General features: G+C 51.5%; 21 protein-coding genes. 17 read left to right on the forward strand and 4 right to left on the reverse strand.

The genetic code is table 11. The annotated features are described in order from the left end of the window. Positions 1 to 148: 148 nt before the first annotated feature. The 5 genes from AC3Y23_RS18745 (at position 149) to AC3Y23_RS18765 (ending at position 6,329) form a co-directional block, all read left to right on the forward strand. Positions 149 to 2,122 (forward strand): sensor domain-containing diguanylate cyclase, encoded by a 1,974-nt coding sequence (locus AC3Y23_RS18745; RefSeq protein ID WP_379201711.1) that lies wholly within the window; start codon positions 149 to 151, stop codon positions 2,120 to 2,122. 1,298 nt (positions 2,123 to 3,420) lie between these two features. Beyond that, positions 3,421 to 4,254 (forward strand): hypothetical protein, encoded by an 834-nt coding sequence (locus tag AC3Y23_RS18750; protein ID WP_379201713.1) that lies wholly within the window; start codon positions 3,421 to 3,423, stop codon positions 4,252 to 4,254. 97 nt (positions 4,255 to 4,351) lie between these two features. Continuing rightward, a complete protein-coding gene (locus AC3Y23_RS18755; RefSeq protein ID WP_379201715.1) occupies positions 4,352 to 5,467 on the forward strand; it encodes an aminopeptidase in 1,116 nt (371 codons plus the stop codon). A gap of 102 nt (positions 5,468 to 5,569) precedes the next feature. Further along, a complete protein-coding gene (locus tag AC3Y23_RS18760) occupies positions 5,570 to 5,815 on the forward strand; it encodes an HPr family phosphocarrier protein (protein ID WP_175374537.1) in 246 nt (81 codons plus the stop codon). Positions 5,816 to 6,038: 223 nt separating this feature from the next. Then, positions 6,039 to 6,329: an Fpa/YlaN family protein gene (locus AC3Y23_RS18765; protein ID WP_066370804.1), complete on the forward strand. Its 291-nt coding sequence runs from the start codon at positions 6,039 to 6,041 to the stop codon at positions 6,327 to 6,329. A gap of 127 nt (positions 6,330 to 6,456) precedes the next feature. Here AC3Y23_RS18765 and cax read toward each other — a convergent pair whose 3' ends face one another. Next, the gene (cax, locus tag AC3Y23_RS18770; protein ID WP_379201718.1) at positions 6,457 to 7,527 is read right to left on the reverse strand and encodes a calcium/proton exchanger; all 1,071 of its coding nucleotides are present in this window, start codon (positions 7,525 to 7,527) and stop codon (positions 6,457 to 6,459) included. Between the two features lie 153 nt (positions 7,528 to 7,680). Here cax and AC3Y23_RS18775 point away from each other — a divergent pair, with 153 nt between their 5' ends. Beyond that, the gene (locus AC3Y23_RS18775) at positions 7,681 to 8,046 is read left to right on the forward strand and encodes an Asp23/Gls24 family envelope stress response protein (RefSeq protein WP_379201720.1); all 366 of its coding nucleotides are present in this window, start codon (positions 7,681 to 7,683) and stop codon (positions 8,044 to 8,046) included. Positions 8,047 to 8,261: 215 nt separating this feature from the next. Here the strand turns inward: AC3Y23_RS18775 and ftsW are convergent, their stop codons facing one another. Further along, positions 8,262 to 9,500: a putative lipid II flippase FtsW gene (ftsW, locus tag AC3Y23_RS18780; protein WP_379201722.1), complete on the reverse strand. Its 1,239-nt coding sequence runs from the start codon at positions 9,498 to 9,500 to the stop codon at positions 8,262 to 8,264. Continuing rightward, positions 9,497 to 9,844 (reverse strand): YugN family protein, encoded by a 348-nt coding sequence (locus AC3Y23_RS18785; RefSeq protein ID WP_379201724.1) that lies wholly within the window; start codon positions 9,842 to 9,844, stop codon positions 9,497 to 9,499. The genes ftsW and AC3Y23_RS18785 overlap by 4 nt, the downstream gene beginning before the upstream one ends. A gap of 238 nt (positions 9,845 to 10,082) precedes the next feature. Here AC3Y23_RS18785 and AC3Y23_RS18790 point away from each other — a divergent pair, with 238 nt between their 5' ends. From AC3Y23_RS18790 to AC3Y23_RS18835, 10 genes are all read left to right on the forward strand, one after another. Continuing rightward, positions 10,083 to 11,264, forward strand: a complete 1,182-nt coding sequence (locus AC3Y23_RS18790) for an amidohydrolase (RefSeq protein WP_379201726.1) — start codon at positions 10,083 to 10,085, stop codon at positions 11,262 to 11,264. 60 nt (positions 11,265 to 11,324) lie between these two features. Beyond that, complete coding sequence (locus AC3Y23_RS18795; RefSeq protein WP_379201728.1) at positions 11,325 to 11,756, forward strand: CBS domain-containing protein; 432 nt, start codon at positions 11,325 to 11,327, stop codon at positions 11,754 to 11,756. 117 nt (positions 11,757 to 11,873) lie between these two features. After that, complete coding sequence (locus tag AC3Y23_RS18800) at positions 11,874 to 13,565, forward strand: DNA repair helicase XPB (RefSeq protein ID WP_379201731.1); 1,692 nt, start codon at positions 11,874 to 11,876, stop codon at positions 13,563 to 13,565. Next, entirely contained in the window at positions 13,562 to 15,748 is a 2,187-nt protein-coding gene (locus AC3Y23_RS18805) for a helicase-associated domain-containing protein (protein ID WP_379201733.1), read from the forward strand. Before AC3Y23_RS18800 ends, AC3Y23_RS18805 begins: the two co-directional genes overlap by 4 nt. 16 nt (positions 15,749 to 15,764) lie before the next feature. Beyond that, a complete protein-coding gene (locus AC3Y23_RS18810; protein WP_379201735.1) occupies positions 15,765 to 16,202 on the forward strand; it encodes a YlbF/YmcA family competence regulator in 438 nt (145 codons plus the stop codon). A gap of 35 nt (positions 16,203 to 16,237) precedes the next feature. Continuing rightward, positions 16,238 to 16,501 (forward strand): YlbG family protein, encoded by a 264-nt coding sequence (locus AC3Y23_RS18815; protein ID WP_066372879.1) that lies wholly within the window; start codon positions 16,238 to 16,240, stop codon positions 16,499 to 16,501. 204 nt (positions 16,502 to 16,705) lie between these two features. Further along, a complete protein-coding gene (locus AC3Y23_RS18820; RefSeq protein WP_379201737.1) occupies positions 16,706 to 17,665 on the forward strand; it encodes a GGDEF domain-containing protein in 960 nt (319 codons plus the stop codon). A 153-nt stretch (positions 17,666 to 17,818) separates the two neighbouring features. Continuing rightward, positions 17,819 to 18,256 (forward strand): hypothetical protein, encoded by a 438-nt coding sequence (locus AC3Y23_RS18825; RefSeq protein WP_379201892.1) that lies wholly within the window; start codon positions 17,819 to 17,821, stop codon positions 18,254 to 18,256. Between the two features lie 93 nt (positions 18,257 to 18,349). After that, positions 18,350 to 19,249 carry a selenium metabolism-associated LysR family transcriptional regulator gene (locus AC3Y23_RS18830; protein ID WP_379201739.1) on the forward strand — a complete coding sequence of 300 codons (900 nt, stop codon included), beginning with the start codon at positions 18,350 to 18,352 and terminating at the stop codon, positions 19,247 to 19,249. A gap of 50 nt (positions 19,250 to 19,299) precedes the next feature. Beyond that, complete coding sequence (locus AC3Y23_RS18835; protein ID WP_379201741.1) at positions 19,300 to 20,190, forward strand: PHP domain-containing protein; 891 nt, start codon at positions 19,300 to 19,302, stop codon at positions 20,188 to 20,190. Between the two features lie 215 nt (positions 20,191 to 20,405). Here the strand turns inward: AC3Y23_RS18835 and AC3Y23_RS18840 are convergent, their stop codons facing one another. Continuing rightward, positions 20,406 to 22,250 carry an Rqc2 family fibronectin-binding protein gene (locus tag AC3Y23_RS18840; protein WP_379201743.1) on the reverse strand — a complete coding sequence of 615 codons (1,845 nt, stop codon included), beginning with the start codon at positions 22,248 to 22,250 and terminating at the stop codon, positions 20,406 to 20,408. A gap of 193 nt (positions 22,251 to 22,443) precedes the next feature. On the opposite strand from AC3Y23_RS18840, the gene AC3Y23_RS18845 reads away from it, so the two are divergent. Beyond that, on the forward strand, positions 22,444 to 25,263 hold the full coding sequence (locus AC3Y23_RS18845) for a calcium-translocating P-type ATPase, SERCA-type (RefSeq protein WP_379201894.1): 2,820 nt from the start codon (positions 22,444 to 22,446) through the stop codon (positions 25,261 to 25,263). The last annotated feature ends 1 nt before the right edge of the window (position 25,264 follow it).

Consider the following 25,264-nt stretch of genomic DNA (forward strand, 5'->3'; position numbering starts at 1 on the left):
ATCTTTGTCGATAGTTCTTTGGTCCTAACAAAAATCCCGGAATTATGGAAAATATAATGCATTACCGGGAAAAAGAGAGTAAAATATAACCACTTAGAAGTTACCGGAAAGTGCGTATTTTAAATGATTAGCAAAGGGGATTCTCTTTATGTCAGAACAAGAAGCATGCGGTCGCAATCGTATGCTCTTACAGGACACTGTGCAATCAAGCGGAGATTCGCAAGATCCTGCCGCCTGGCTGAGGGAAACAGACATCGTATACCACGATCTCCCTTATATAGCCGATCTGATTGTCGATAGCTTTCATGAGTGGCAGGGAGGACAAGCTATTCTGCCATTTGCCGCTTCGTGGGAATGGTGTGTCCTGAATTTTGAAGCCAAATGGATAGAAGATATAAATGAAGAACAGGAGCGTCTGAGAGCAGTTTGGGAGGAGACAGGAAGGCTCAGTCTTGCCTCCAGACAGCCTGAGCTCCTCTCCATCGAGGAGGATGGGGTAGAAAGGGTTATCCTGACGATCCCGGTGGTTACACGTACTCGCGGGGAGATTTTCGCTTTGCTTGGCTGTACGATGTCGACAGAACAATATGAAGCCGGGGGCAGGCATATAGCTGAAGCCATGGCGCAGCATTACCGGACTTGCTTTTACCACCAGTTTGAGCATGTGTTCGTATCCGACCTGGCAGGGGTTCACATGCACGCAGAGCGGGAGAGCAACCGGCGTTCCCTGTTGTTTCAGATCGTCCAGCGGATGCATGACAATATTGATGTTGATGCAGTGCTGAGCGAGGTGATCAACAGTATCTGCGCTATGTATCCGGGTGCACGTCTGGAGTTGTTCATGTCACAGGATCATAGGACCAGCCACCCGCAGGTGAAGCCGCTGCCGCCGGTCTGGTCGAGCGATGATGTGTGCGCTATTGCCTTTAAAGACGGCAAGGTAGCTATTCATACAAGCGGTGAGGGCGGGCGTTATGTAGAGATAGGTCTTCCGCTCGGTGGAAAGCAAGGGGTATATGGCGTATTTCATATGGTACTCGATAACCCGGATTTCCCCGATGTTGACGTGCGGTTTCTCTCCATGGTGGCAGATACGGCCGGAACGGCCTTTGAGAACGCCAAACTCTATGAACGGTCAAATCAACTCATTCGTGAGCTGCGTATGAGCAATGAACTTACAACGCGGTTAAACCAGAGCCTGCGGCTCGGGGACATTTTCCAATTTGCACTCGAGGAATTGCTGGATATGTTCGAGGCGGATTACTGCTGCATCATGCATTTAAATGAAAAGCGGGGCGGTCTTGAAGTGATTGCCTGCAACTATACACGACTGCTGAATGAGATCTTGGAAGTAGGGGGAGGACTCGGCGGACATGTGTATTCTACTGGGGAGTCGCTGATTCTGTCAGATTATCTGGAGAATTCGAAGGTTAACTCCAAGCTGATGGAGGCTACCTGCTCACAGTCTCTTATTGCGACCCCGCTGTATGTTGGCGGAGAAATTCGCGGTGCTATTATGCTGTCACACCGTGATGCTCATTATTTTTCCTACGATAACTACAGATTGCTACAAGCCATGGCGGGCCATATTGGGCTTGCAGTGGGTAACGCTCGGCTGCATGCCGAGGTGCGGCGCCTGGCGAATCGTGATACCTTGACCGGCCTGTATGCCCGGCATTACCTGGACGAAGTGATTCAGGAGAGGCAGACCACCGACTTCTGCGGAACGCTGATCGTGGTGGATATCGACCAATTCAAAATGGTGAATGATACCTATGGACATCAGCAGGGTGACAAGATTCTGAAGCAGGTTAGCGACATCGTGAAATCCTCGATTCGCCAAGGCGATATTGCTGCCCGGTGGGGCGGTGAAGAGTTGGCGGTCTATCTCCCCCAGCTTGGCGTGCAGCAGGCGGCTTATGTCGCTGAGCGTATCCGTAAACGGGTGCAGGAAGAGACCAAGCCAGCTGTCACAGTCTCCTGTGGCATTGCTGAATGGAGCTGGACCGATGATCGTGTCAGTGTAGAGTCCCTGTTCTACCGGGCTGATATGGCCCTGTATGATGCGAAGAACAGCGGTCGTAATCGGGTTGTGATGGACAAGAAGAAATCGGAAGAATAGTTGAAGAATCCTTGAGGCGATGCCTCGAGGATTCTTTTTTTGCCTCAGGAACAATTCTGTATGGATAAGGTGCTGGACAGTGAAAAGGTCTACATTACTAAGAAGCCTACATTACTAAGAAGCCTACATTACTAAGAAGCCTACATTACTAAGAAGCCTACAAATCCTTGTCCATATTAGAGGTATCCTGCTTGGATTTCATTATTTTCGTTAGGGATACATGCCGGTGCCTGAGCAAACAGGAGGAAAGAGACTTGCGTAAATAATCGGCTGCCGCAGCCTCGAATACGACAGCACAAGAAGTCAAGGTCCAACAGCAGCAACTCGTCATATGCATCAGCCACAGTTCAACTCGAATACTACAGTACAAGAAGGCAAGATCCAACAGTAGCAGCGCTTGACCGGATCCTTTCGTAGCTGCGTCCCCCTGTCCCATCCTTTGAGTGACATGGGAGGGGGGCCTGGCTCAACGTCGGTTTGCTTCCAGCCTCGTGAATACAGAAATAAGAGCATTTTTGTACCCTAATTTATCTATAAAGGATGGATAATTTCAATTAAGGGCATTTTTGTATGTTAATTCTTGCAATACAGTGCCTTTCGAGGGAAAAGTGAGGAAATAAGGTGCAAAAATGCTCTTAATTTCCTTTTTCACTCTAAAACGATCAATATAAGGTGCAAAAATGCCGTTATTTTAACCGTTGATTAGATGTTAAGTTCCCAGTTCAGTCTGTTTCTCAGCTTAAGCTCCCAATAAGTTCCCAATACATATTCAGATAAGTGCGTTTTATACGCTGTTCGTGTATAAGCCACATGAGGCAGACACTGCTTTTGTAATGTATAGCAGGTTACGTTCGACAAGAACTTTTGGCTGTCCAGTAAGATGAACAAAAGAAATTAACAATACGCGAGAAGGAACGAACGGGGAAATTTGGAGCTATAGAAGAGAAAGCGCTCTCCTGAAAGCTTTCCGCAGGAAAGCTGGCATCGGAAGCATTGGCAGTCTACGGATTTTATCCGCGAATAGCGGTACAATCCCAAGAAATGCGGGTCCAACAGCGGCCGGAAGTCCAAACAGCGCCCAAGTGCATATTCTACCCAGGCATTCGCCATTCCCGTCACCGTAGTGACGACCGAGCCTCAAGTTCAGATCTAAAGTTCAGATCTCAAGTTCGTCCTATATAGAGGGCATAAGACCGCAGGGCAGAGAGAACCCTAAATACTGATAACCATCAACTTTCGAATATGAAAGGATATAGACCATGAGGAAAAGCATAGCTCATAGCGGAATAATTGCATTGATGTTAGCCGGTATTCTAGGTAGTGGTTGCACGGAGGTAAACAATAAACCAGCACCAAAGGATTTGTCGCTGGCATTGGCCGGGATGGCCGGGAGTGATGGGGTCAGTTTCGAAGGGTCAGCGGCGTTACATCGAAAGGGAGAGACGAAGCCAGCGCTGAGTCAGTATTATGGAGGTAAGGTGGAGAACCATAATCAACTTAGCCTGTACACACTGCTTCCGGACAAAGGAACTTCCAAAACGGCCGCAACAGAAGGTCTTCAGAAGCTGGAGAGAACTGGTGCGACAACACATATCCATTCGGCGGAAAAATCTTATTCCAGCAAGCTGGAGAAGCGGGAGGGCCAGTGGCAAGAACTGTCCGCGACCTCCGGGAACAACGAAGATAATCCGCTCCCCCGTTTGAATCCACTTCTCCAACTGGACCAGTTAAAAGATGTAGACAAAACAGTTACAGAAGAGACAGGTGCGGCCAGAGGCACCAGAGTATTACGAATCCAATTGACCCCAGAAGCAGCGCGGGCGTTACTTTCCAGAGAGCTGGAACAGGAAATGAATTCGCTCCGTCCGGCAAACAGTGGAATAGTGACCAAGAATACGCATCAAACTAAGGCGAATAAGGCGATTGAGGCGCTATGGCAGAAGAAGAACAAAGAGATGAAGCAGCAGCTTGCGAAGGCTAATGTAAAGGCTGTGTATCATTTGACCGTAGACAAGAAGCAGAATCTGCCCCGCAAGCTGGACTGGACCAGAACTGTCAGCTATGCCGACGGGAAAAAACCTGGGGACAACGAGTCTTTAGTCGTACAGGTCAACTTCTATGGATACCATTAACACCGCAAATGACATGGGGCCTTGCGCTCTATAACGGTCGTGCTACAATAGTAAAGCTTGCTTATTTATGTTGGAAGAGGAAGGAAGAGAGAAAGAAATGAAAGATCCCAGAATTCAAAAGCTGGCGGAAAACCTGGTAGGCTATTCCGTAAACGTCCAGCCGGGCGAAAACGTGCTCGTCGAAATGATTGGCAATGAAAGAGATTTGATTAAAGCAGTTGTGGAGGAGGTCGGTAAAGCCGGAGGCCATGCTTTTGTACAATTGACTGACCGTACCGTCCTGCGCAGCATGCTGAAATATGCAACCCGTGAAAGTCTTCAAACTTGGGCCGAGATTGATCTGAACCGCATGAAGCAAATGGACTGCTATATTGGCATCCGTGCCGGCGAGAACGTTAACGACTTGTCGGACGTGCCTGAAGAAAATATGAAGCTGTACAATTCCCTGTATTCGCACCCGGTACATAGCGAGCAGCGCGTTAAGCACACCAAATGGGTAGTTCTGCGTTATCCTAATGCCAGCATGGCTCAGCTTGCTAATACGAGCACAGAAGCATTCGAGGACTTCTATTTCGAAGTGTGCAATCTCGATTATGCCAAGATGGACAGAGCGCAGGACGCGCTGGCTGATCTCATGAAAAGAACCGACAAGGTACGTATTGCGGGTCCAGGAACAGACCTTACCTTCTCAATCAAAGGCATCGGTGGAGAGAAGTGCTCTGGACAGAAGAATATTCCGGACGGAGAGGTCTACACAGCCCCGGTTCGCGATTCCGTCAACGGAACAATCAGCTACAATGCTGCTTCCATCTACAACGGAGTTACGTTTGAGAATGTGAAGTTCACCTTCGAGAATGGTAAAATTGTAGAAGCTACCAGTAACGATACAGACCGTTTGAACGAAATTCTCGATTCCGACGAGGGCGCGCGTTATATCGGCGAGTTCGCTATCGGCTTCAACCCGTACATTCTGCACCCGATGAAGGACATCCTGTTTGATGAGAAGATCGCCGGCAGTTTGCACTTCACGCCAGGTCAGGCCTACGACGTTACTGATAACGGCAACCGGTCCTCCATTCACTGGGATCTCGTGCTGATTCAGCGTCCGGATTACGGCGGCGGAGAAATTTATTTTGATGATGTTCTGATCCGTAAGGATGGCATTTTTGTCATTCCAGAGCTGGAAGGTCTGAATCCTGAAAATCTGAAATAAAATGTAATAACAAGAAAATACCTTGCGCGAGTAAGCGGATTCAAGGTATCATGGAATGGATTAGTAAGTCTTAGTTTCATAATAAGTTTCGGAGGGATTCCTATGTCCAGTAACAATGCTGCAATCGTGGAAATTGCTCAAACGGCGAGCCAGTTTAACTCTTCCATCGTTCTTCAAGCGGACAACAAGTACATTGATGTTAAAAGTATCCTTGGTTTGTTCACTACTTTGGTTTCAAGCCAAAGCTATGAGCTTCACGTCCATGGAACGGACGCAGAAGAAGCTAAGAAGGCTATGAGCGAAGTATTCGCGAAGCACGGTCTGAACTTTTCTGTAGTCGCAGAGTAAAATAATGAATGGTTAAAGACGTCCTGCCGTTAGCGGCGGGGCGTTTTTTATATGTTTATCCTTATATTGCTAAATGAAAACTCCACTTTACGGGGCTATTTTGATATAATTGTGCAGAATTTTGAATATACCAAACTGAATTCTTGTATTGGCATCCGATTTCGACTAATATTAAATAAAATGGCAAAGCAGCAGTAACTTTTGGACATGGGGGGGAAGATGCATGACTTCATCAGATTTGCAGGAACAGCTTAACCTTAAAGCGATCACTCTTCTACAAGAAGATGCCGATAAAATTCAGAAGCTCATCGAAGTGCAGATGGAGAATCTGGCCACACGGTACTGCCCTCTCTATGAGGAAGTGCTGGATACCCAAATGTATGGTTTCTCCAAAGAGGTCGATTTCGCCGTCCGTGCAGGACTGGTGCCTGAGCTTACTGGTAAGCAGCTGGTAAGTAAACTGGAGCGTAATCTGGCCGTATTGTACGAAGCTCTGAACAACAAGGCAAACTAAGGTCATAGGTTGCAGCCGTTCTATCGGACAAGATTATTATCCGAAAATGATAAAGCGCACACGAGGGAATGGGGATTTCCTCCTGTGCGCTTTTTTGTTGCATAAGTGGAACTAAAGTGCCTGTCCTCTATACCAGAAAGAAGGAAACGCCAAGAATCAGGTACACGCCCAGCAGCAGCAATCCCTCATACCAGTTGGTGGCACCGTCCTGCGTAATGGACTTGGCGATAAATACAGCGACAGCGATCGCCACAATTTCAATGGTGGAGAACACAATATCCATGGTGTTGCCCATGAAATAGCTAGCAAAAATCAGCACTGGCGCGACAAACAGCGCGACCTGAAGGCTGCTGCCGACGGCGATTTCCACCGCTGCGCCGATTTTGTTCTTCATGGCGAGTAGAACGGCTGCGCTGTGTTCCGCAGCATTTCCGATAATCGCGACCAGGAAGGCGCCCACGAACAGCTCACTAAAGCCGAAGCGTTCGGTTAAAGCTTCCAATGTGCCTACGAGCCACTCACTGACAAAAGCGACCATGACGGTGGCAAGAATCAGATACATAATGGATTTGCCTTTGGACCAGGCCGGGGGATGCTCATTGGGTAGTTCTTCCGCCCTATCATCGGTGACATCGTCCAAATACTTCTTATGTGTGATCATCGAGAAGAAGAGCCAGGCGATGTAGGAGACGATCAGGATTCCAGCAACTACGAGACTAAGGACATCCGTATCTTTTGCTGTAATCGAGTGTGTGTTGAAGAACATGGCAGGTACGAACAGAGCGATGACGGCGACAATCATCAAGGAACCATTCATACCGGCGAGGGTCACGTTGAAATTCTGCACTTTATGCTTCATGCCCCCGGCAAAAATACTGAGGCCTAGTACGAGCAGCAGATTACCGATGATGGAACCTGTGAGGCTGGCCTTAACCATGTCGAACAGACCCTCTTTAACGAGGAAAAAAGCGATGATCAGCTCTGCGGCATTGCCGAAGGTGGCGTTAAGGAAGCCGCCCAGTCGTTGTCCGGCATAATGGGCCACACTTTCGGTAGCCCGGCCTAAAAAACCGGCCACGAATACGACTGCGACCGCTGACAGAATGAACTGCAGCGTATGATCCCAGCCCGCAAAATGTCCAATGGCGCTGAGGGCGAAAGTGACCACCAACAGCACCGGGGATATCCATTTTTTCAATTCTCGCACTCTCCAGTCTGCGTATGTATGTTGATTTCATACTCAATATACCCAAATTGTTCCACTCTGTAAACGGAAATGCGAGAAAGTCATTTGCTTTTTAGCCTGTTTTGGAATTACAATAATTGATATTGAGTGTAGGGGGGATATGGCATGGCAGAACAACTTCAACTGGAAAATGGGAATATACGGATTTCAAACGACGTCGTCTCGAAAATTGCTGGGCTGGCCGCCTTGGAGACTCCTGGGATAGCGGCCATGTCCGGCGGTTTGTCGGAAGGCTGGGGTAAGCGCCTGAGCGGCAAGAACGTGCAAAAGGGCGTTACCGTTGAAGTCGGACAGCTCGAAGCGGCAGTCGATTTGAAGATTATCGTCCTCTATGAAACTCCGATTCACGAAGTGTGCCGGATGCTGCAACAGAACGTCCGCGAAGCTGTGGAGAGCATGACAGGTCTTCACATTGTTGAAGTAAACGTTAAGGTTGAAGGCGTAGCGTTCAAGAATGACGAAATCTCGTAAGAATGCTGAAAATCAGAATCAATAATTAGGATTAAGATGTTCAGGGGCATAATCGCCCAAGGAGAGGGTCTTTCGAGCCGAATAGGGCTTGGAAGACCTTTTTCTTATGTTAATGTCGCTAAATATAAAAAAGTGCTCCACCAGCTTGTCCGAAGCTGTGGAACACTTTTTATTCGTTGATGAGGTTGCTTGATAGTTTATCAGTAATCACACGATCAGCGACCGCGGACTTCTCTGAGTTTTCTTACCGTGGTTACAGATTTGGTGACTTCCTCTTTGGCTGGCCGGTTGGTCTCTCTGGAGATGCTGAGCATGATACCCATGGCCATCAAGGTTACCAGCAGTGAGGAGCCCCCGTAGCTGATGAACGGAAGTGTTACACCGGTGAGTGGGATCGTATTGGTCACACCACCGATGTTAACAAAGGCCTGAATGGCGATCATCCCCATCACTCCGATTCCGACAAGCGTCCCGAATGGATCGGTGCACCTGAGCGCAATCAGGATTCCCCGCCATAAGAAGAATAGGTACAACAACAGGAAGATGGAGGTTCCAATAAAGCCTAACTCTTCACCGATGACGGCAAAGATAAAGTCAGTTTGCGGGTAGCGGAGGTAATGCAGCTTCTGAACGCTTTGTCCAAGTCCAGAACCGCTGACGCCTCCTTCGCCTAGAGCGGTCAGGGACTGCAGGATATTGAAGCCACTACCTTCAGCGACCTCAAAGGGATCGAGAAAGGCGTCGATCCGGCCTTTTTTATAATCCTGCTTGACGACGACTTCACCGGAAGGTGGAGACAGTGAATCAATAGCGGCCTTGGCGCCCAGAACAATTCCGACGCCGAGCACAAGCAGAGCAATCGAGCCCATAATATGTTTCATACTGGCGCCGCCTGCATAGATGACCAGCCCGCTGGTGGCCACCAGGATCAAGCATGAACCAAGGTCAGGCTGCATCATAATTAAGCCTGCAACGATACCAACTATGACCATGACCGGTATATACCCCGTGCGGAGATCCCGAAGGCGTTCCCCTTTTTTGGTAATCAGGGCAGCTAGGTAGAGAATAATGGTTATTTTGGCAAGCTCGGTAGGCTGAATCCCAAGTCCCATGATATTAAGCCAGCTACTTGCGCCGTTGATTCGTTCGGTAAAGGCCACGAATAGAAGCAGAACAATAGTCACGAAGAACATAGGTGCATACCATTTTTTAAACTTGCTATAGTGGATATTCATCGTCACGAACATAGTGACTATTCCCAAGACAATCCAGATGATCTGACGTTTAACAAAGTAGAGCGGATCATTTTTGAAGAAAAGACTGGAGCTTGCGCTGAAGACCATAATCAGTCCGAAGCCGACAAGCAGCAGGGTCAGAATCAATAACAGGAAGTCGGGTGTTCCTCTTTTGGGCAGGTTGACTTTGGCATTCGTCTTTCCCTTACGGTTACTCAAGCCTCAAGCAGCTGCTTCAATTCAAGGATCCGCTCTGCTGCAATATCCAGTACAGGCTGCGGTACCGGTGATTCGTATTCTAGTCCATGAGGGAAGGTTGCTTTGCCAAGGTATACAGCCTCAATGGCGAGAACCGCATCGGGCTTTTCCAGCTTCCCCTCGACTGCGCGTGTGTTGACACGCAGGAAGTATTCTCCGCCGTTCTTCCGGTCTTCAATCTTGCAGTCGTATGTAGCCCGGTAATATTCCCATTGCCAGCGAATGAATCCGGCCTTTTCTGCACTCTCGTCCAGATAGAGAAGGTCGCTTCTTAAGCCTACGAGGCCCGTGTTCTCAAATATCATAGCGCACTTATCCCCCTTATAAAGTATAATGATTAATTTGTTTATCCGCTTACAGACGTTCATTCTCATGATAGTATGTTTCCAGAGGTTCTGCAAGACAGGGTTTAGCCATACATACCCAGTTTTTTTGCTTTCTGCTACAATAGAAGAAATATAGCCGCTTAGGCAAGGTGATCGTGTGTAGTACGCTGTCATCTTAGTGCCAAGGCTGGTTGTCTAGGAAGGGAATGGAGCAGGCATGAAGCAGCCAACAGTTGAAGCATTGATGAACGATATGGTGGAGTGGCGCCGTCATCTGCACAGCCATCCTGAGCTGTCGTATCAGGAGAAGGAAACATCGGCTTACGTAGCGGCCAAGCTGGAAGGCTTCGGCATTGAAGTTAGAAGAAGTACGTCTAGTTACGGCTTGACAGGGATTCTTAAAGGGGCTCGGCCCGGCAAGATTGTTGTCCTCCGTGCAGATATGGATGCATTACCGATACAGGAAGAGAACAAAGTGGAATATGCCTCAACCAAGAGCGGGGTTATGCATGCTTGTGGTCATGACGGGCATACAGCAATTTTACTAGGAGCAGCAGCCTACTACAGCAGCCGGCGCAGTGAAGTGGAGGGGGAGATCCGCTTCCTCTTCCAGCCTGCTGAAGAAGTGTGTCCTGGCGGGGCTGTTGGCATGATTGCCGAAGGCGTGCTGGAAGGGGCGGATGCTGTCTACGGCTTGCATCTGTGGACACCACTGCCTGTCGGGACAGTGGGCAGCGCCCCAGGTCCCCTGATGGCGTCAACCGATGAGTTCTTCATCAACATCATCGGTAAAGGCGGTCATGGCGGCATCCCGCATCGTGCTGTAGACAGCATAGTTGCGGCAGCAGCTCTGGTGACACAGCTCCAGAGCATCGTTAGCCGATCCGTTGATCCGCTGCGCCCGGCTGTGGTCACCGTGGGCACCATTCAAGGCGGGACCGCCCAGAACATTATTGCGGAGCAGTGCCGTATAACAGGGACGGTTCGGACCTTTGATGATGAGAGTCGTCAGTTGATCCGGCGCAGAATCGAGGAGATAGCACTGGCTGTTGCCGCTACATACGGAGCGGAAGCGAAGATTGAGTTCATGACTGGATACCCGCCGCTAGTGAATGACGAACAAGAGTTCAACCGATTTAAGTCAACAGCTCCTGGAGCGCTGGGTGAAGAAGTGCAGGTTGTGACGCTGGAGAAATTGATGCCAGCGGAGGATTTTGCCTATTATTTGCATCATATACCTGGCTGCTTTATGTTTGTAGGAGCAGGCAATCCCGATAAGGATGCTATATATCCGCATCATCACAGCCGCTTTAATTTTGACGAAGACGCTATGCTGCACGGCATTAAGCTGCTGATCGCCATGACGGATTCCCGGCTTAAAGATACAACCGAAGCATAATGCTGACCTCGACTGGACAACCTAATCGCTGAACTATGCGAGATTTAGGAGGGATTCCAGTTGAAAAAAATTAAGGAAGTTATGACAGCAGGACCGGTGACGGTTACGCAAAAGGATAATATTTATGAGGTTGCTGTCAAGATGAAAGACAATGGTACCGGCTTTATTCCCGTGGTCGATTCAGAAAGCAGCAACCAATTAATCGGTGTTATAACAGACCGTGATCTTGTCATCCGGGGGTATGCTGCCAAGCATTCAGGCTCCACTGCTGTGGAGACGGTGATGAGCAGGGATCTGCGTACGGTGACAGAGGACACTTCCGTAGATGAAGCTGCGGAAATAATGGCTGCGGGACAGATTCGACGTCTGCCGGTGGTCAATGGCAAGAAGCTGATTGGTATTGTGTCCATCGGTGACTTGGCCGTACGGAATATCTTTGCCGATGAAGCGGGAGAAGCGCTTAGTAGCATCTCGCAGCAGACCTTGCATTAAATACTAATACAGGAAGCTCATGTCCGTGTTCGCGGAGGTGGGCTTTTTCCTGTTATTCCGACAACAGAGTGTGTACATACTGCTCATAGAATAGTTTATTGCGAGGAGGGAAGGGTCATGAATGAGACAGGATCCTGTATTGTACGTAGGGACCGGACGGTGCTGCTGGATTGCGCTCATCCAGGCTCTCAGGCAGCAGGACGGAAGCTGGCGGTATTTGCTGAACTGATCAAGAGTCCATCAGCTTATCATACTTACCGAATAACGCCCTTAACTCTGTGGAATGCAGCGGCGCTAGGGGCTACCGCCGATAACATTGTTGAACAACTGCATAAGCTCTCCAGATGGGAAATTCCGGCGGGATTGGAGGAGGAGATCAGACTGCTTCTGTCCCGATATGGAAAATTGACGCTTCACAGCTCAGGAGATGAGCCCGGACATATCGTCCTTAGGAGCGAAGAGCCTGCGCTGCTTGATGAGCTGATGGTCGGCAAAGTACTAGGAGATATGGGGCTGTGGAGGACGGGACCGCAGGACTTAACTTGCAAGGCGGCGCTGCGGGGAGAATTAAAGCAGGAGTTGACCCGGCTGGGATATCCTGTTCTTGATTATGCCGGATACCATGAAGGACAGGCGCTGCAGGTGAAGTGGAGAGGTGAGGGAGAGTATGGAATCCCCTTCCGACTGCGGAATTATCAGCAAGAAGCGGTGAAACAATTCCAGGGAACCGTCGGCAGTGGGGGGAGTGGGGTGGTCGTGCTGCCCTGCGGAGCTGGTAAAACAGTCGTTGGCATGGCCGTGCTGGAGGCTCTCCAATGCGAAACACTAATTCTTACCTCCAATACTACATCTGTCAGGCAGTGGATAGAGGAGTTAGAGCGATGTACGAACTTGACGGAAGATGAAATCGGTGAATATTCGGGGGAAAAGCGTCAGGTACGACCGGTAACGGTCGCCACCTATCAAATTCTCACTCACCGCCGTTCTAAAGGCGGACCTTTCCTGCATATGAGCCTGTTCAATGAACGGAACTGGGGACTGATTATTTACGACGAGGTTCATCTCCTGCCAGCCCCGGTGTTCCGGGCAACGGCGGAAATTCAGGCTACACGTCGACTGGGTCTGACTGCAACCCTAGTCCGGGAAGATGGTCGGGAGGGGGATGTATTCTCCTTGATCGGGCCGAAGCGCTATGAGCTTCCATGGAAGGTGCTGGAGCAGCAAGGCTGGATCGCCTCCGTGGAATGTACTGAAATGCTGGTCCCGATGAACCCGGAATGGAGGAGGGAGTACACCTATGCAGGGAAAAGAGAGAAATTCCGTCTTGCGGCTGTGAACCCAGCCAAGATAGATGCAGCCTCCCGGCTGTTAAAAGCACATCAGGGGGCGGGTGTGCTGGTCATCGGACAGTATTTGGACCAGCTGACACAGCTCTCAGCTGCCCTGGGAGCGCCGCTCATTACGGGGAAGACTCCGCAGCGGGAGCGGGGAGAGTTGTATGCCGCCTTTAATGAAGGCACCCTCCCCGTGTTGATCGTGTCCAAAGTGGCGAATTTTGCGGTGAATCTGCCGGATGCTTCCGTCGCGATTGAGGTGTCCGGTGCGTTTGGGTCCCGGCAGGAAGAGGCGCAACGGCTTGGGCGCATCCTAAGGCCGAAGGCGGGAGAGAACAAGGCGTATTTCTATACGCTGGTATCTGGAGACAGCCGCGAGCAGGAATTTGCTAGACAACGTCGGATGTTCCTGACGGAGCAGGGTTATGAGTATCAGGTGCGCAGCGAACAACAGTCTGGGGAGGAGATCACATGAAGGATTTGACACCTGATGCGCTGGAGCTGCTAGGCAGAATCTGCGCGGTGTACGGTGGTCAGGCTTTCGAAGAGGGTAAAGAAGAACAGCTGCGGCCCGCATATCTAAGCCGGGCGGAGCAGAGGCTGGCGCTCTCTGAGCTGCGCCGGGCCGGGCTGCTAACGGCCCGGCAGAAATTATGGGGGGAGAAGCTGTATCATATCACGGCAGAGGTTCTGGATGCCGTGTCACTCCACTTCTACCCCTATAGTCCGGCTCCGCTTGCGGCCGGTGATGTAAGTCTGTTGGTGGAAGCCGGACCGGGACTGTCCGGTGAGCTATTCCGGGCGCTGCTGTTCACCGCCCGGGAAGGACTGCCCATGACGGCCAAGGGCAGTATTCACAAGAAGCAAGTCAGCCGTCTTGCTGGGCAGCTATCATTCGGAGATGAGCATCTGCAAGGCCTGACAGCGCTTGGTTCGGACCTGGATCAAGGCCGTAGGCATGAACGAGGGTACGAGCGAGAGCACGTGCAACTGCAAAAGTCAGGACAACAGACAGGATTAGGACGTGAGCAAGGACGTTCATTGGGTCAAGGACGAGCTGAAGGAAAAAAAGGTGGGCGAGACCAAGTACGAGACAAAGGACAGATTACAGGTCAAGCAATAGACCAAGTCACAGGCCAAGTTAAAGGTCAAGCTACGGGTATAGCAAAAGGCCAAGCCAATGGCCAAACCACAGGTGACTATCCGCTTGCTGTGACGGTCATTGTGGACCTTATGCTGAGCCTCGGGCTGATCAGCCAACAGGAGAATGGCTATGCGCCTGAGCGGGAAGCACTGAGGAACTGGTTGCAACTGCCGGAGCCGCAGATGAGCGGCATCCTGTACGAAACGGCAGCCGAACGTTACGGCAGCCGGGAGCCGGCCCAGCAGCATTTCCGGCTGCTGCTCTCCCGCCAGGACTTCTTGCCCGGCCAGTGGTACGCTCTGGCCGGGGTACTGGACTGGCTGGCGGCGATGAATCCCGCCGCCCTGCTGGAGCGGCTAGCCCTGGAAGTGGCCTGTCTCGCTTGGCTGCGCGCCCTGGCCGGCTTTGGCTGGGCCGAGCTGGGCAGCTTGCGCACCGGGGAGCATTGCTTCCGCTGGACGGCTGCAAAGCCGCAGCTTCAAGACGTCCGGCCTGCTCCTTCCGGCGCAGCGGAAGAACAGGCCCTGGCGGCCGCCTTCATTGTCCAGCCCGACTTCGAGGTGCTGGTACCCCCAGAAGTTCCTTATGCCATGCGCTGGACACTGGCCGCCTGTGCGGAGCTGCTCGAGTGCGATGTGCTCTGGAGCTTCCGCTTGACCCGGGAGATGCTGGAGCATGCTGCGGTTCAAGGAATGCCGCCTGGGGAGGTCATCTCCTGGCTGCAGGAGCATACGACCGGCGGACTCCCGGAGCAGGTAGAGTATTCGCTGAATCAATGGGGCCAGGGGATCGGCCGTACAGCCATTACCGATGTCCGGCTTCTGAGCTGTCTTAGCGAGGCAGAAGCGGAGATGGTCGCCGCCCATCCCCGGCTGCAGGACAAGCTCACCCGCCTTGGCCCGCTGCATTTTCTGGTGCAGCGGGCGCAGGAGAAGGATGTGCGCCAGGAGCTGGCGGAGGGAGGCCTGTCACCGCAGGGAACGATCAATGGGCGGGAGCCAGAGCGGGCAGCGGAGATGCCGCTGTATCACCGAGAGGAACAACACCCCCCTGCAGCCTATGCTGTGCCGCCCTGGGAGCAGGGCCTGCTCTCTTCCGTGAGGGGGAATCCGCTTCGCCATTTGCCTCTCGCTGATGCGGAGCTGGAGGCTTCATTTCTGGCGGATGAGGGGCAGGTACCGCCCATGTGGAGCCGGGAGTGGCGCGTCTATCATGTCACGACGGCAGAGAAGGTGATGGAGCAGGGCCTGCGCTGGGGCGTGAAGGTGCGAATGTCTTTGCAGGAGCAGGAATGCCACTTCATTCCTCATCGTATCCAGCGTAATCCGTGGCGTGTGACGGGGCATCTGCTGCGGGATTCTGGCCATGAAGTAGAGGAAGTGGAATTGACGGCAGCGGCGTGGAACGAAATACAGCTTATTCTCCCAGCGGCTGCTAGAAATTCCTCTTCTGCTGGAGCAACCGATTATGTTATGATAGAAAAGTCTACTGCTAATGGTAGAACATTAACATAGAAGTGAGTTGAAGTTCATGAGCGTAGCGGAGATTAACACGGTTGACATGGCCGAAGTGCTGACATACGCCTATGAATTGGGCGATATGATTAATCAATCCGCCGAAGTGTCGGATTATCTATACTGGAAGGGTCAGGTGGATGCTAACCCGCAGATCCAGGCCATGGTTAGAAAGCTCCAGAGCAAGAAGGATCTATTCGAAGAGACCCAGCGGTTTGGGCATTTCCATCCGAACTATCATTCCGCCAAGGATGAGGTGCTGGCTGTGGAAATCGAGCTGGAACAGTTCGAGGCAGTTGTCCGCTTCAAGACAGCAGAGAAGACACTGGATGACATGCTGCATTCCATGTCGGAAGCGATTGCTTTTTCTGTATCGGAGAGCATCAAGGTTCCAAGCAATGATCCGGCGCCCAAGGGCGGTTGTGGCAGCGGCGGGAAGTGCTCCTGCGGATAGCGTCACCAGAAGAGAGAGAAAGGTTGGATGAGACTATGTTTCCGGAACGTACAGGATATATTGTTTGGGTCAGCGACGTTAAGGCGGCGCGCAATCTGGAGAAATACGGCACATTGCATTATGTGTCCCGGAAGATGCATTATGCAGTAATGTATGTTAATTCGGATCGGGCTGAGGAAGTGATGAAGAACGTCCGCAGACTTTCCTACGTACGGAAGATCGAACGTTCTTACCGTAACGAACTGAAGACCGAGTATACCAGCAACGGACCGGACAAGAGCCGTTATTACGGGCTATAACTGTTGCCATATGGACAGGCGCTATGCGCCTGTTTTTTTGTACAACGGTAAAGGTTTATTGGGGGCAGCAAGTTAGCATCTGTACGGGAACAGTAACCTGTCTCTTTTGGAGACGCGCGCCCTTTCTTTTTACACAGTTTATCGCGGGTTAATATAACCTGTGTATGCTGAGTGATAGTCACCTAGGGAGGAGGTTTTGAATCTATGTTGCTCCAGATAGGGGATATTGCGGAGCATATTACGCAGATTTCTCCTGCCAGCAAATGCGAAACCGTGGATCATATTTTCAAAAGTGATCCCCAGCTTCAAGGAGTGGTCGTGGTCGATAACGAATATCCGGTGGCCCTGATCATGAGAATTCGCTTCTATCAGCAGATCGGAACCTTGTACGGGTATACATTGTATATGGGAAGACCAGTTTCACTGGTGATGGACCAGGATCCGCTGATTGTAGAATACAAGACACCGATCACCGAGGTGAGTAAGCTGGCCATGAACCGGCAGGTGGAGAATTTGTACGATAATGTTATCGTCACCCATGAGGGAAAGATGTTTGGGGCCGTGAGCGTCAGGGATCTGCTGCTGAATTTTGCCGAAATCCAGGCGATGGCAGCGAGCTATCTTAATCCGTTAACAGGTCTGCCTGGCAACATGAGCATCAATGAATGTCTGGTCAAGTGCCTGCACCAGGAGCGGTTCAGTGTACTCTATATTGACCTTGACCACTTTAAGGCCTATAACGATACATATGGTTTTAAGGAAGGCGATCGGATGATTCAGACAACCGCCGAGATTGCGAAGCACTGTGCACTGCGTCTGGAGGGTTTCCTGGGTCATATCGGTGGCGACGATTTTATCGTTATCATTGACAATCATCACTATACCGAGGCTTGTAGAATTCTCATTGAAGAGTTCGATGCAGCAATTAAGGATTTCTATCATTCTCAGCATCTGGCTCAGAAGTATGTTCTGACAGAGGATCGCTCGGGGGTTGTCGGGGAAATCCCGCTGGTGTCCATATCCGTTGCGGTGGTAACGAATCGGTTCCGGCAGTTTGATTCCATTGAGGAGGTTGCCGGGGAAGCCGCACGTATCAAGAAAAAATGCAAACTGGTGCCAGGCAGCTGCTATGTCGATGATGCGGAGCCAGTGCATGTAAAGTAGTTTTGGGGTGGGACAAGGCCCCTGTCACAATAAAGATATATCATAGTACGTGAGTAATTCTCCATACAGAGGTCAAGGTGCTTGTACAAGCTGCGGCAAATGAGGTAAGATGACAACAATAAGTGCATGCCTAGACGGTGGAGTGTGATGATGATGCGCGACAAGGGTACGGAACGGTGGGGCACCTATGAGCCCTTCCACATCATGCTGAATGACTATAGGGTCGCAGATATTGTGATCACGAATCATGCAAGAAGCCGTTACCTGGACCGGATTAGCGAGGAGGCTGCCGACCCTGGTCAGATTGCTGCCTGGTTATGGCAGTGTCTGAAGCAGAAGCGGATGAAGGCCTATTCCGGCAGCGAACAGAGTGCGTACCTCATTGATGACGATGTGGTGATCATTGCCGAATTCACGGCACTGGAGGGTGAACGAACCGTTTCCGGCCATCCGTTGTATATCATGAACGTCATTTCGTTCCTCGGCTCCCTCTCGAAAGCTCCCGAGCTGCGGGACTTGAAGCAGTATTATTCTTGGCTGCGTCATTCCCGCCGCATGCAGCTAGCTAGAAAAAGCCGTAAACGAAGATAGCGGGTACAGAAGCAGGGGCATGCGGTGTAAGCCGCATGTCTTTTTTATAACCCGCTAGCTGGCAGAATCAGAATGGACGAAGGAGTTGCGAGCATGAATTTTCATCAGCTGCATATTTTTTATACCGTGTCTGAGCGTGGCAGCTTCTCAGCGGCTGCACAGACGCTACATATGACCCAGCCGGCTGTCACCATGCAGGTGCAGGCGCTCGAAGACTATTTTGGAGCCAAGCTGTTCAATCGTACCACCAAAAAAATAATGCTGACCGAGGCCGGTCAGACCCTTATGCCCTATGCGCTGCGCAGCCTTGAACTTATGCGCGAGACCGATCAGGCGATGTCGGAATTTACACATATGCTTGAGGGACGACTCCAGCTTGGGGCCAGTCTGACGATTGGGGAATATGTCCTGCCCAGGTTACTGGGCCCTTTTGGCAAGGAATATCCCCACATCTCCATCATGATGAAAGTGATCAACACCACGCAGATCATAGAGGAGATTACGAAGCACCAGTTGAATTTCGGTCTCATTGAAGCCCCGGTGACCCACCCGGATATGGTGATCGAGCCTGTTATGGGGGATGAGCTGAAGCTGATTGTACATCGTGACCATCCGCTGGCTGAGAGGGAAGAGGTAACGCTTGAGGAAGCACTGGCCTATCCGTTTATATTGCGCGAGCGGGGTTCTGGTACACGGCGTGTCATGGAGGAACAGCTTTTGGCCAAAGGCCTTGATCCCTCGTCTATGAAAATTGTAATGGAGCTGGGCAGTACAGGAGCTGTGAAATCAGCGGTGGAAGCTGGACTCGGCATTACGATGATCTCGACCTCCTCGGTGAAGCATGAAGTCACGCTAGGTTTGTTGAAAATTGTGAATATCTCGGATGCGTCGTTCAAAAGACAATTCTATGCGATCCATCTCAAATCAACGTTGTTGCCGATCTCGGCAGTCACGTTCCTGACTTTTTTGCGGGAGCATGCTGGCGTACACTGACGGGAATACTAGATTAGCAGGAACCTATTAACCTGGAACGGAGTGGCACTATGGAAATTGACACGAAGCATAAGGAAGACAAGATTGCAGAGCGTTCCGCCCTTGCGGGCCGCTGTGATCTGCATACGCATACACAGGCTTCTGACGGCATGCAGCCCCCTGCGGAGAATGTTAGACTAGCGTGGGCGAAAGGACTTGGCGCGGTGGCGATTACGGATCATGATACGGTGGCGGGCATTACGGAAGCGCTTCAGGCTGGAACCGAGTACGGTATCACGGTGGTGCCAGGCGTGGAAATCAGCACACGTGCCGGGGGCAAGGATATCCATGTATTGGGTTATTATGTTGATCCCGGTGATGAAAGGTTCCTCTCTCGTCTGGCTGGGCTTAGAGAGACCCGTGACCGGCGTAATGAACAGATTGTTGGCAAGCTGCAGGAGCTAGGCATCGGAATTACTTTGGACAAGGTAGTAGCAGGCATAGGGCGGGAACTGCGGCCAGATGAGAGTGTCGGGCGTCCACATATTGCTGATGAGCTGGTTCGGCTGGGCGTTGTGCAAAATATGCGGGAGGCCTTTGACAAGTATTTGGCCGAAGGGGCTGCAGCCTTTGTCTCACCGCCTCGTATTTCCCCGGAAGAAGCTTGCACGTGGATCGGTGAAGCCGGCGGTAAGGCAGTGCTGGCCCATCCGGGACTCTACGGTGATGATGAACTGGTACGCAGCATTCTACAGAAAGGGGCCTTTACCGGCATCGAAGTCTATCATTCGGATCATGGACAGGAGGAAGAAGCACGGTATTTGGCGATGGCACAGGATTACAGTCTGGCCGTGACCGGGGGTTCGGACTTTCATGGTGAGCGACAGGGTGTTGTTTTTCACGGTGAGCTCGGTAATGTTAACGTTTCTGTAGATGTGCTGGATCAGTTAGGAAAAAGATAGAAAGTAAAAAGAGAAAAGTAGAAGGTAAAAGCTAAAAGCTAAAAGCTAAAAGCTAAACGCTAAAAGCTAAAAGCTGAGCGTGTCCAAGGTAAAAGATTAACCTGGCTATTATAGCCAGGTACATATGCCATCAATAGAAGAGCCTCCGGCCCATCTGCATATTGTCAGATGATGGCTGGAGGCTCTATTTTTTTGACATGTGCTGTCTATTTCAATTAGCTTCTCAATGTATTCGGCAGGCCCTTGATCATGTATTCCACCGGTGTCACAAACAGGGTCTTCTGATGATCATAGATGACATATCCCGGCTTGGAACCGCTCGGCTTACGCACATGGCGGATCAGGGTGCAATCCACCGGAACACTGCTCGATTGCTTGGCCTGGCTAAAGTAGGCAGCCAATTGCGCAGCCTCTTCCAGCGTGGCATCCCCGAAGCTCTCGCTGCGGATAACGACGTGTGAACCCGGTATGTCTTTGGTATGTAGCCAGGTATCGTTCGGTGAGGCCAGACGGTTCGTTAGGTACTCGTTCTGCAGATTATTTTTGCCGACATAGATGTCGATGCCCTCTGAAGAAGTGAATACCTGAAGGGTAGGGCGGGTCGCTTTTTTCTTCTTCTTGCCTTTCTTGCTTCGATCCCGCAAATATCCCTGTCCTACCAGCTCGTCGCGGATCTCTTCGATATCATTCAGCGAGGCGTGATCGAGTTGCTGCAGCAGGCTCTCCATATAGGTGATCTCTTCATGCGTTTTGATCAATTGTTCATCAATGACTAGCAAGCTGTTCTTGTACTTGTTGTACTTCTTGAAGAAGCGTTGTGCATTGTCTGAAGGGTTCAGGAGCGGGTCAAGCGGAATCGTAATCTCTGCCTGATCCTCATCATAGTAGTTGACCAGCACTGCCTGCTTGTCACCCTTGGATACCGCATGCAATGAAGCGAACAGCAGCTCGCCCCAAATCCGGTAGCGATCCGCTTCCTGGGCTTCCTCCAGATCCTCCTGCAGCTTTGCCAGCTTCTTGATATTCTTCGTCCGTTCGTTGGTCAGGAAGCGGATTAGGTCGCTGACCCGCTGCTTGACGGTATCCCGTTCGGCTTTGTCTCCGTAATAATCCTCCATGCACTGGCTGATGGATTCATAGTGTTTCGCCTGCTCATCCGGGAGAGTGAGAGGAATCGCAGAGAAGATCAGCTTGCCTCTTGCATTAGCACCCGAAACTGGAGAGAACGACAAATTCCGTACCGGTTCCATGACCGAGTTAAAGGCGTTCCATAAGGTCTCTGCCTCTGTTGTACCAGCTGCCACTGTATCAGTGGCTTGACGATAGCGATGCACAATCTCGCCGGCGACAAGTGGGCTAAGACCACTAAAGGCATGCACGATCCACCCCACAGGGTCAGCAGAAGGTGCCGGTCCGCCCGAACCGTCTTTTTGCGGTGCTAGCGAGAGCTCATCAGACTCGGTTTCGTCAGTGGCAGTGACTTGCAGAGCGGCGTCTCTCTCAGCAGAAGCAACCAGCTCCAGGAATTCCTGACGTCCCAGCTCCAGAGGATTCAGCTTGTGCTGCTGGGGTGGCTCAGTATAGGAGAAGCCCGGCATAACGATTCGATAGCTGCTGATCGAAGGCGTCACATGATGAATACCATCCACAATTGTGCCGTTCATGTCCGTAAGAATGATGTTGCTATGTCTGCCCATCAGCTCGATGATGATTTTTTTGGCGGAAACATCGCCAAGCTCATCTCTTTGCTTAATGTGAATATGAATAATCCGCTCCATGCCCACCTGGGTGATACTTTCTATTGTTCCGCCCTCACAATGTTTGCGCATTAGCATGCAGAACATCGGTGCTTCAGGTGGATTGATGCTGTTTCTTTCCGTGAGATGCAGACGGGGATAGGTCGGGTTCGCAGACAGCAGTAGCTTCCCTCCGCCTCCCTGTCCTCTCAGAATAAAGATGAGGTCATGTGTGTTAGGTTGATATATTTTGCCTATGCGTGACCCTGTAAAGGCTTGCAATTCCTGCACAATAGCCCGGGTAACGATTCCGTCCAATGCCATGATATAGATCTCCTGTCGCCATAAAATTGAAATTGTTATCCCTCTATGATGCCATACTTCGCGGTCTTCGTGCAAAAGGAGAAGTCTGCAGGGTGATATTTTGGGACGACCCCGAATAAACTTGGTCATGAACAGGTGGAAAAGCTGTGCGCCGCCGGAAGTCAAGAAACGACCGGGAGGGGAAAGAAAAGACATGGAACAAAACAGTTGGCACCGGCTCGGTGCAGAGGAACTGCAGAAAATCTTCGGTGTTCATCCGCAGACCGGACTCCGAGAGGAGGAGGCCACGGAAAGGCGCAAGGAGAGCGGCTACAATGAGCTGACCGAAGGCAAGGCTATCTCTCCGCTAACATTGCTGCTGAATCAATTTAAGGACTTTATGGTACTTGTCCTGATGGGAGCAACGTTAATCTCGGGTCTGCTTGGCGAGTATCTGGATGCAATCACTATTATTGCGATTATTCTACTTAACGGGGTGCTTGGCTTCGTGCAGGAGTTCAGGGCTGAACGCTCCTTGCGGGCGCTGAAGCAACTGTCAGCGCCCACAGCGAAGGTCATTCGCGACGGTAAAAGTCAGACCATTCCCGCCAAAATGCTGTTGCCTGGTGATATTCTGCTGCTGGAGAGCGGGGACCGGATTCCGGCAGATGTCCGCTGGCTGGAATGCAGCGCGCTCTATGCAGAGGAGTCTGCACTTACCGGGGAATCCCTGCCGGTGTCCAAGCATTCGGAGCCGATCCATGCTGAAGAGATTCCGCTGGGTGACCAGAAGAATATCGGCTTCATGGGAACCATGGTCACGCGTGGGACGGGCAAGGCCATCGTAGTCCGGACCGGGATGGATACCGAGATGGGCAAGATCGCGGATCTGATCCAGAACACGGACGCGCAGGAAACGCCGCTCCAGCATCGGCTGGAGCAGCTTGGCAAGATTCTGATCTATGTTGCGCTTGGCCTAACCGTCGTGGTGGTGCTGGCCGGTATTATGCACGGACAGCCCGCCACAGCGATGTTTCTGGCCGGCGTCAGTCTTGCGGTTGCGGCCATTCCTGAAGGCTTGCCGGCTATCGTCACGATTGCACTGGCGCTAGGCGTTCAGCGCATGATCAAGCGCAAAGCTATTGTGCGTAAGCTGCCTTCGGTGGAGACATTGGGCTGCGCCTCGGTAATCTGTTCCGATAAGACCGGCACGCTGACCCAGAACAAGATGACCGTGACCCAGGTTTGGACCGGGGGTCGCAGTCTGGAGGTCACGGGAGAGGGATATTCACCTACCGGTCAGATTTTGCTGAAGGGCCGTGCTGTGGAGCTGAAGAACGATCAGAGTCTGCGGCGACTGCTTCAGGTAGGCGCACTGTGCAATAACGCGGAAATCGTAGAAACCTTCCCCGAGGACCAGGGTAAGCGCAAAAAAGGTAAGGACAGTGATGGAGGCAAGGAACAGCAGGGCCAGGCCGTATGGGAGTTGAAGGGCGATCCGACAGAAGGGGCGTTGGTTACACTATCCTCGAAAATGGGGTTGACCCCGCAGTCTCTGGCGGGGACATATACCCGCGAGAAGGAGTTTCCATTCGATTCGGAGCGCAAACTGATGTCCGTTGTTGTAGAACATCCCGGCGGTCGAATGGTCTGCACCAAAGGGGCACCCGATATTCTGCTTAGCCGCTGCTCTTACTTGCTCTGGGAGGGCGCAGTGGTACCTCTCACACCGACATTGCGCCAGAAAGTGATGGATGCTAATGAGGCCATGGCCTCAGGCGCGCTGCGAGTGCTGGCCATGGCGTATCGTGATCTGCGGAAGAATGAAGGCGTAGGTGAGGATAAGGATGCGGAGTCTCAGCTGATCTTCATCGGCCTTGCAGGTATGATTGATCCGCCGCGCCGTGAGGTTCGGGACGCGATCAGTATTACCCGCCGGGCAGGAATCAAGACGGTTATGATCACCGGAGATCACGGGACAACGGCGGAAGCTATTGCTCATCAGCTTGGTATTCTGCAGCGGGGCGGCACGGTACTAACCGGTAACCAGCTTAGCCGAATGGATGACGACGAGTTGGATAAGGTGTCAGACAACGTGTATGTATACGCCCGTGTATCCCCGGAACATAAGCTGCGGATCGTCAAATCACTTCAGCGTCGTGGACATGTCGTAGCCATGACTGGTGACGGAGTCAACGATGCCCCGGCCATCAAGGCGGCGGATATTGGGATTTCAATGGGGATTACCGGAACGGATGTGACCAAGGAGGCTTCATCGCTAATTCTCGGCGATGATAACTTCTCCACGATTGTGGCAGCTATTGAAGAAGGCCGAAACATCTATGAGAACATCCGCAAGTTCATTCGCTATCTGCTGGCTTCCAATGTCGGGGAGATTCTGACAATGTTCTTCGCCATGATGCTGGGACTGCCACTTCCGCTCGTGCCGATTCAAATCCTGTGGGTCAATCTCGTCACAGACGGCTTGCCGGCTATGGCACTGGGTGTTGATCAGCCGGAGAAGGACCTCATGGAGCACAAGCCACGCGGTGCCAAAGAGAATATCTTTGCCCGCCGCCTCGGCTGGAAGATTATCAGCCGTGGCTTACTGATCGGCCTGTGCACGCTAGGGGCCTTCTGGCTGACACTGCGCATCGCGCCGCAGAATCCGGATCAACTGATTCGGGCACAGTCGGTTGCTTTTGCCACATTGGTTATGGCCCAACTCATTCACGTGTTCGACTGCCGTAGCTCCCGCTCGGTGTTCCATCGCAATCCGTTCCAGAACAAGTACCTTGTGCTGGCTGTATTGTCTTCCGTTGTTCTAATGCTGGCTGTGATGTACTTGCCAGTTCTGCAACCGGTCTTCAAGACGGTGCCGCTGAATTTCCGCGAATGGTGCCTGGTGCTGGTAGCCTCCGGCATCCCTACCTTCCTCATGGGAGCGGGCAGCGTGTGGGGCGGCAGACGCAACCGTCACAGTATGAACAGAGGCGGTCGGCCGATGATAAAAAGTACAAAAATTTCGGCATAAA

It is taken from the genome of Paenibacillus sp. MAHUQ-45, assembly GCF_058133325.1.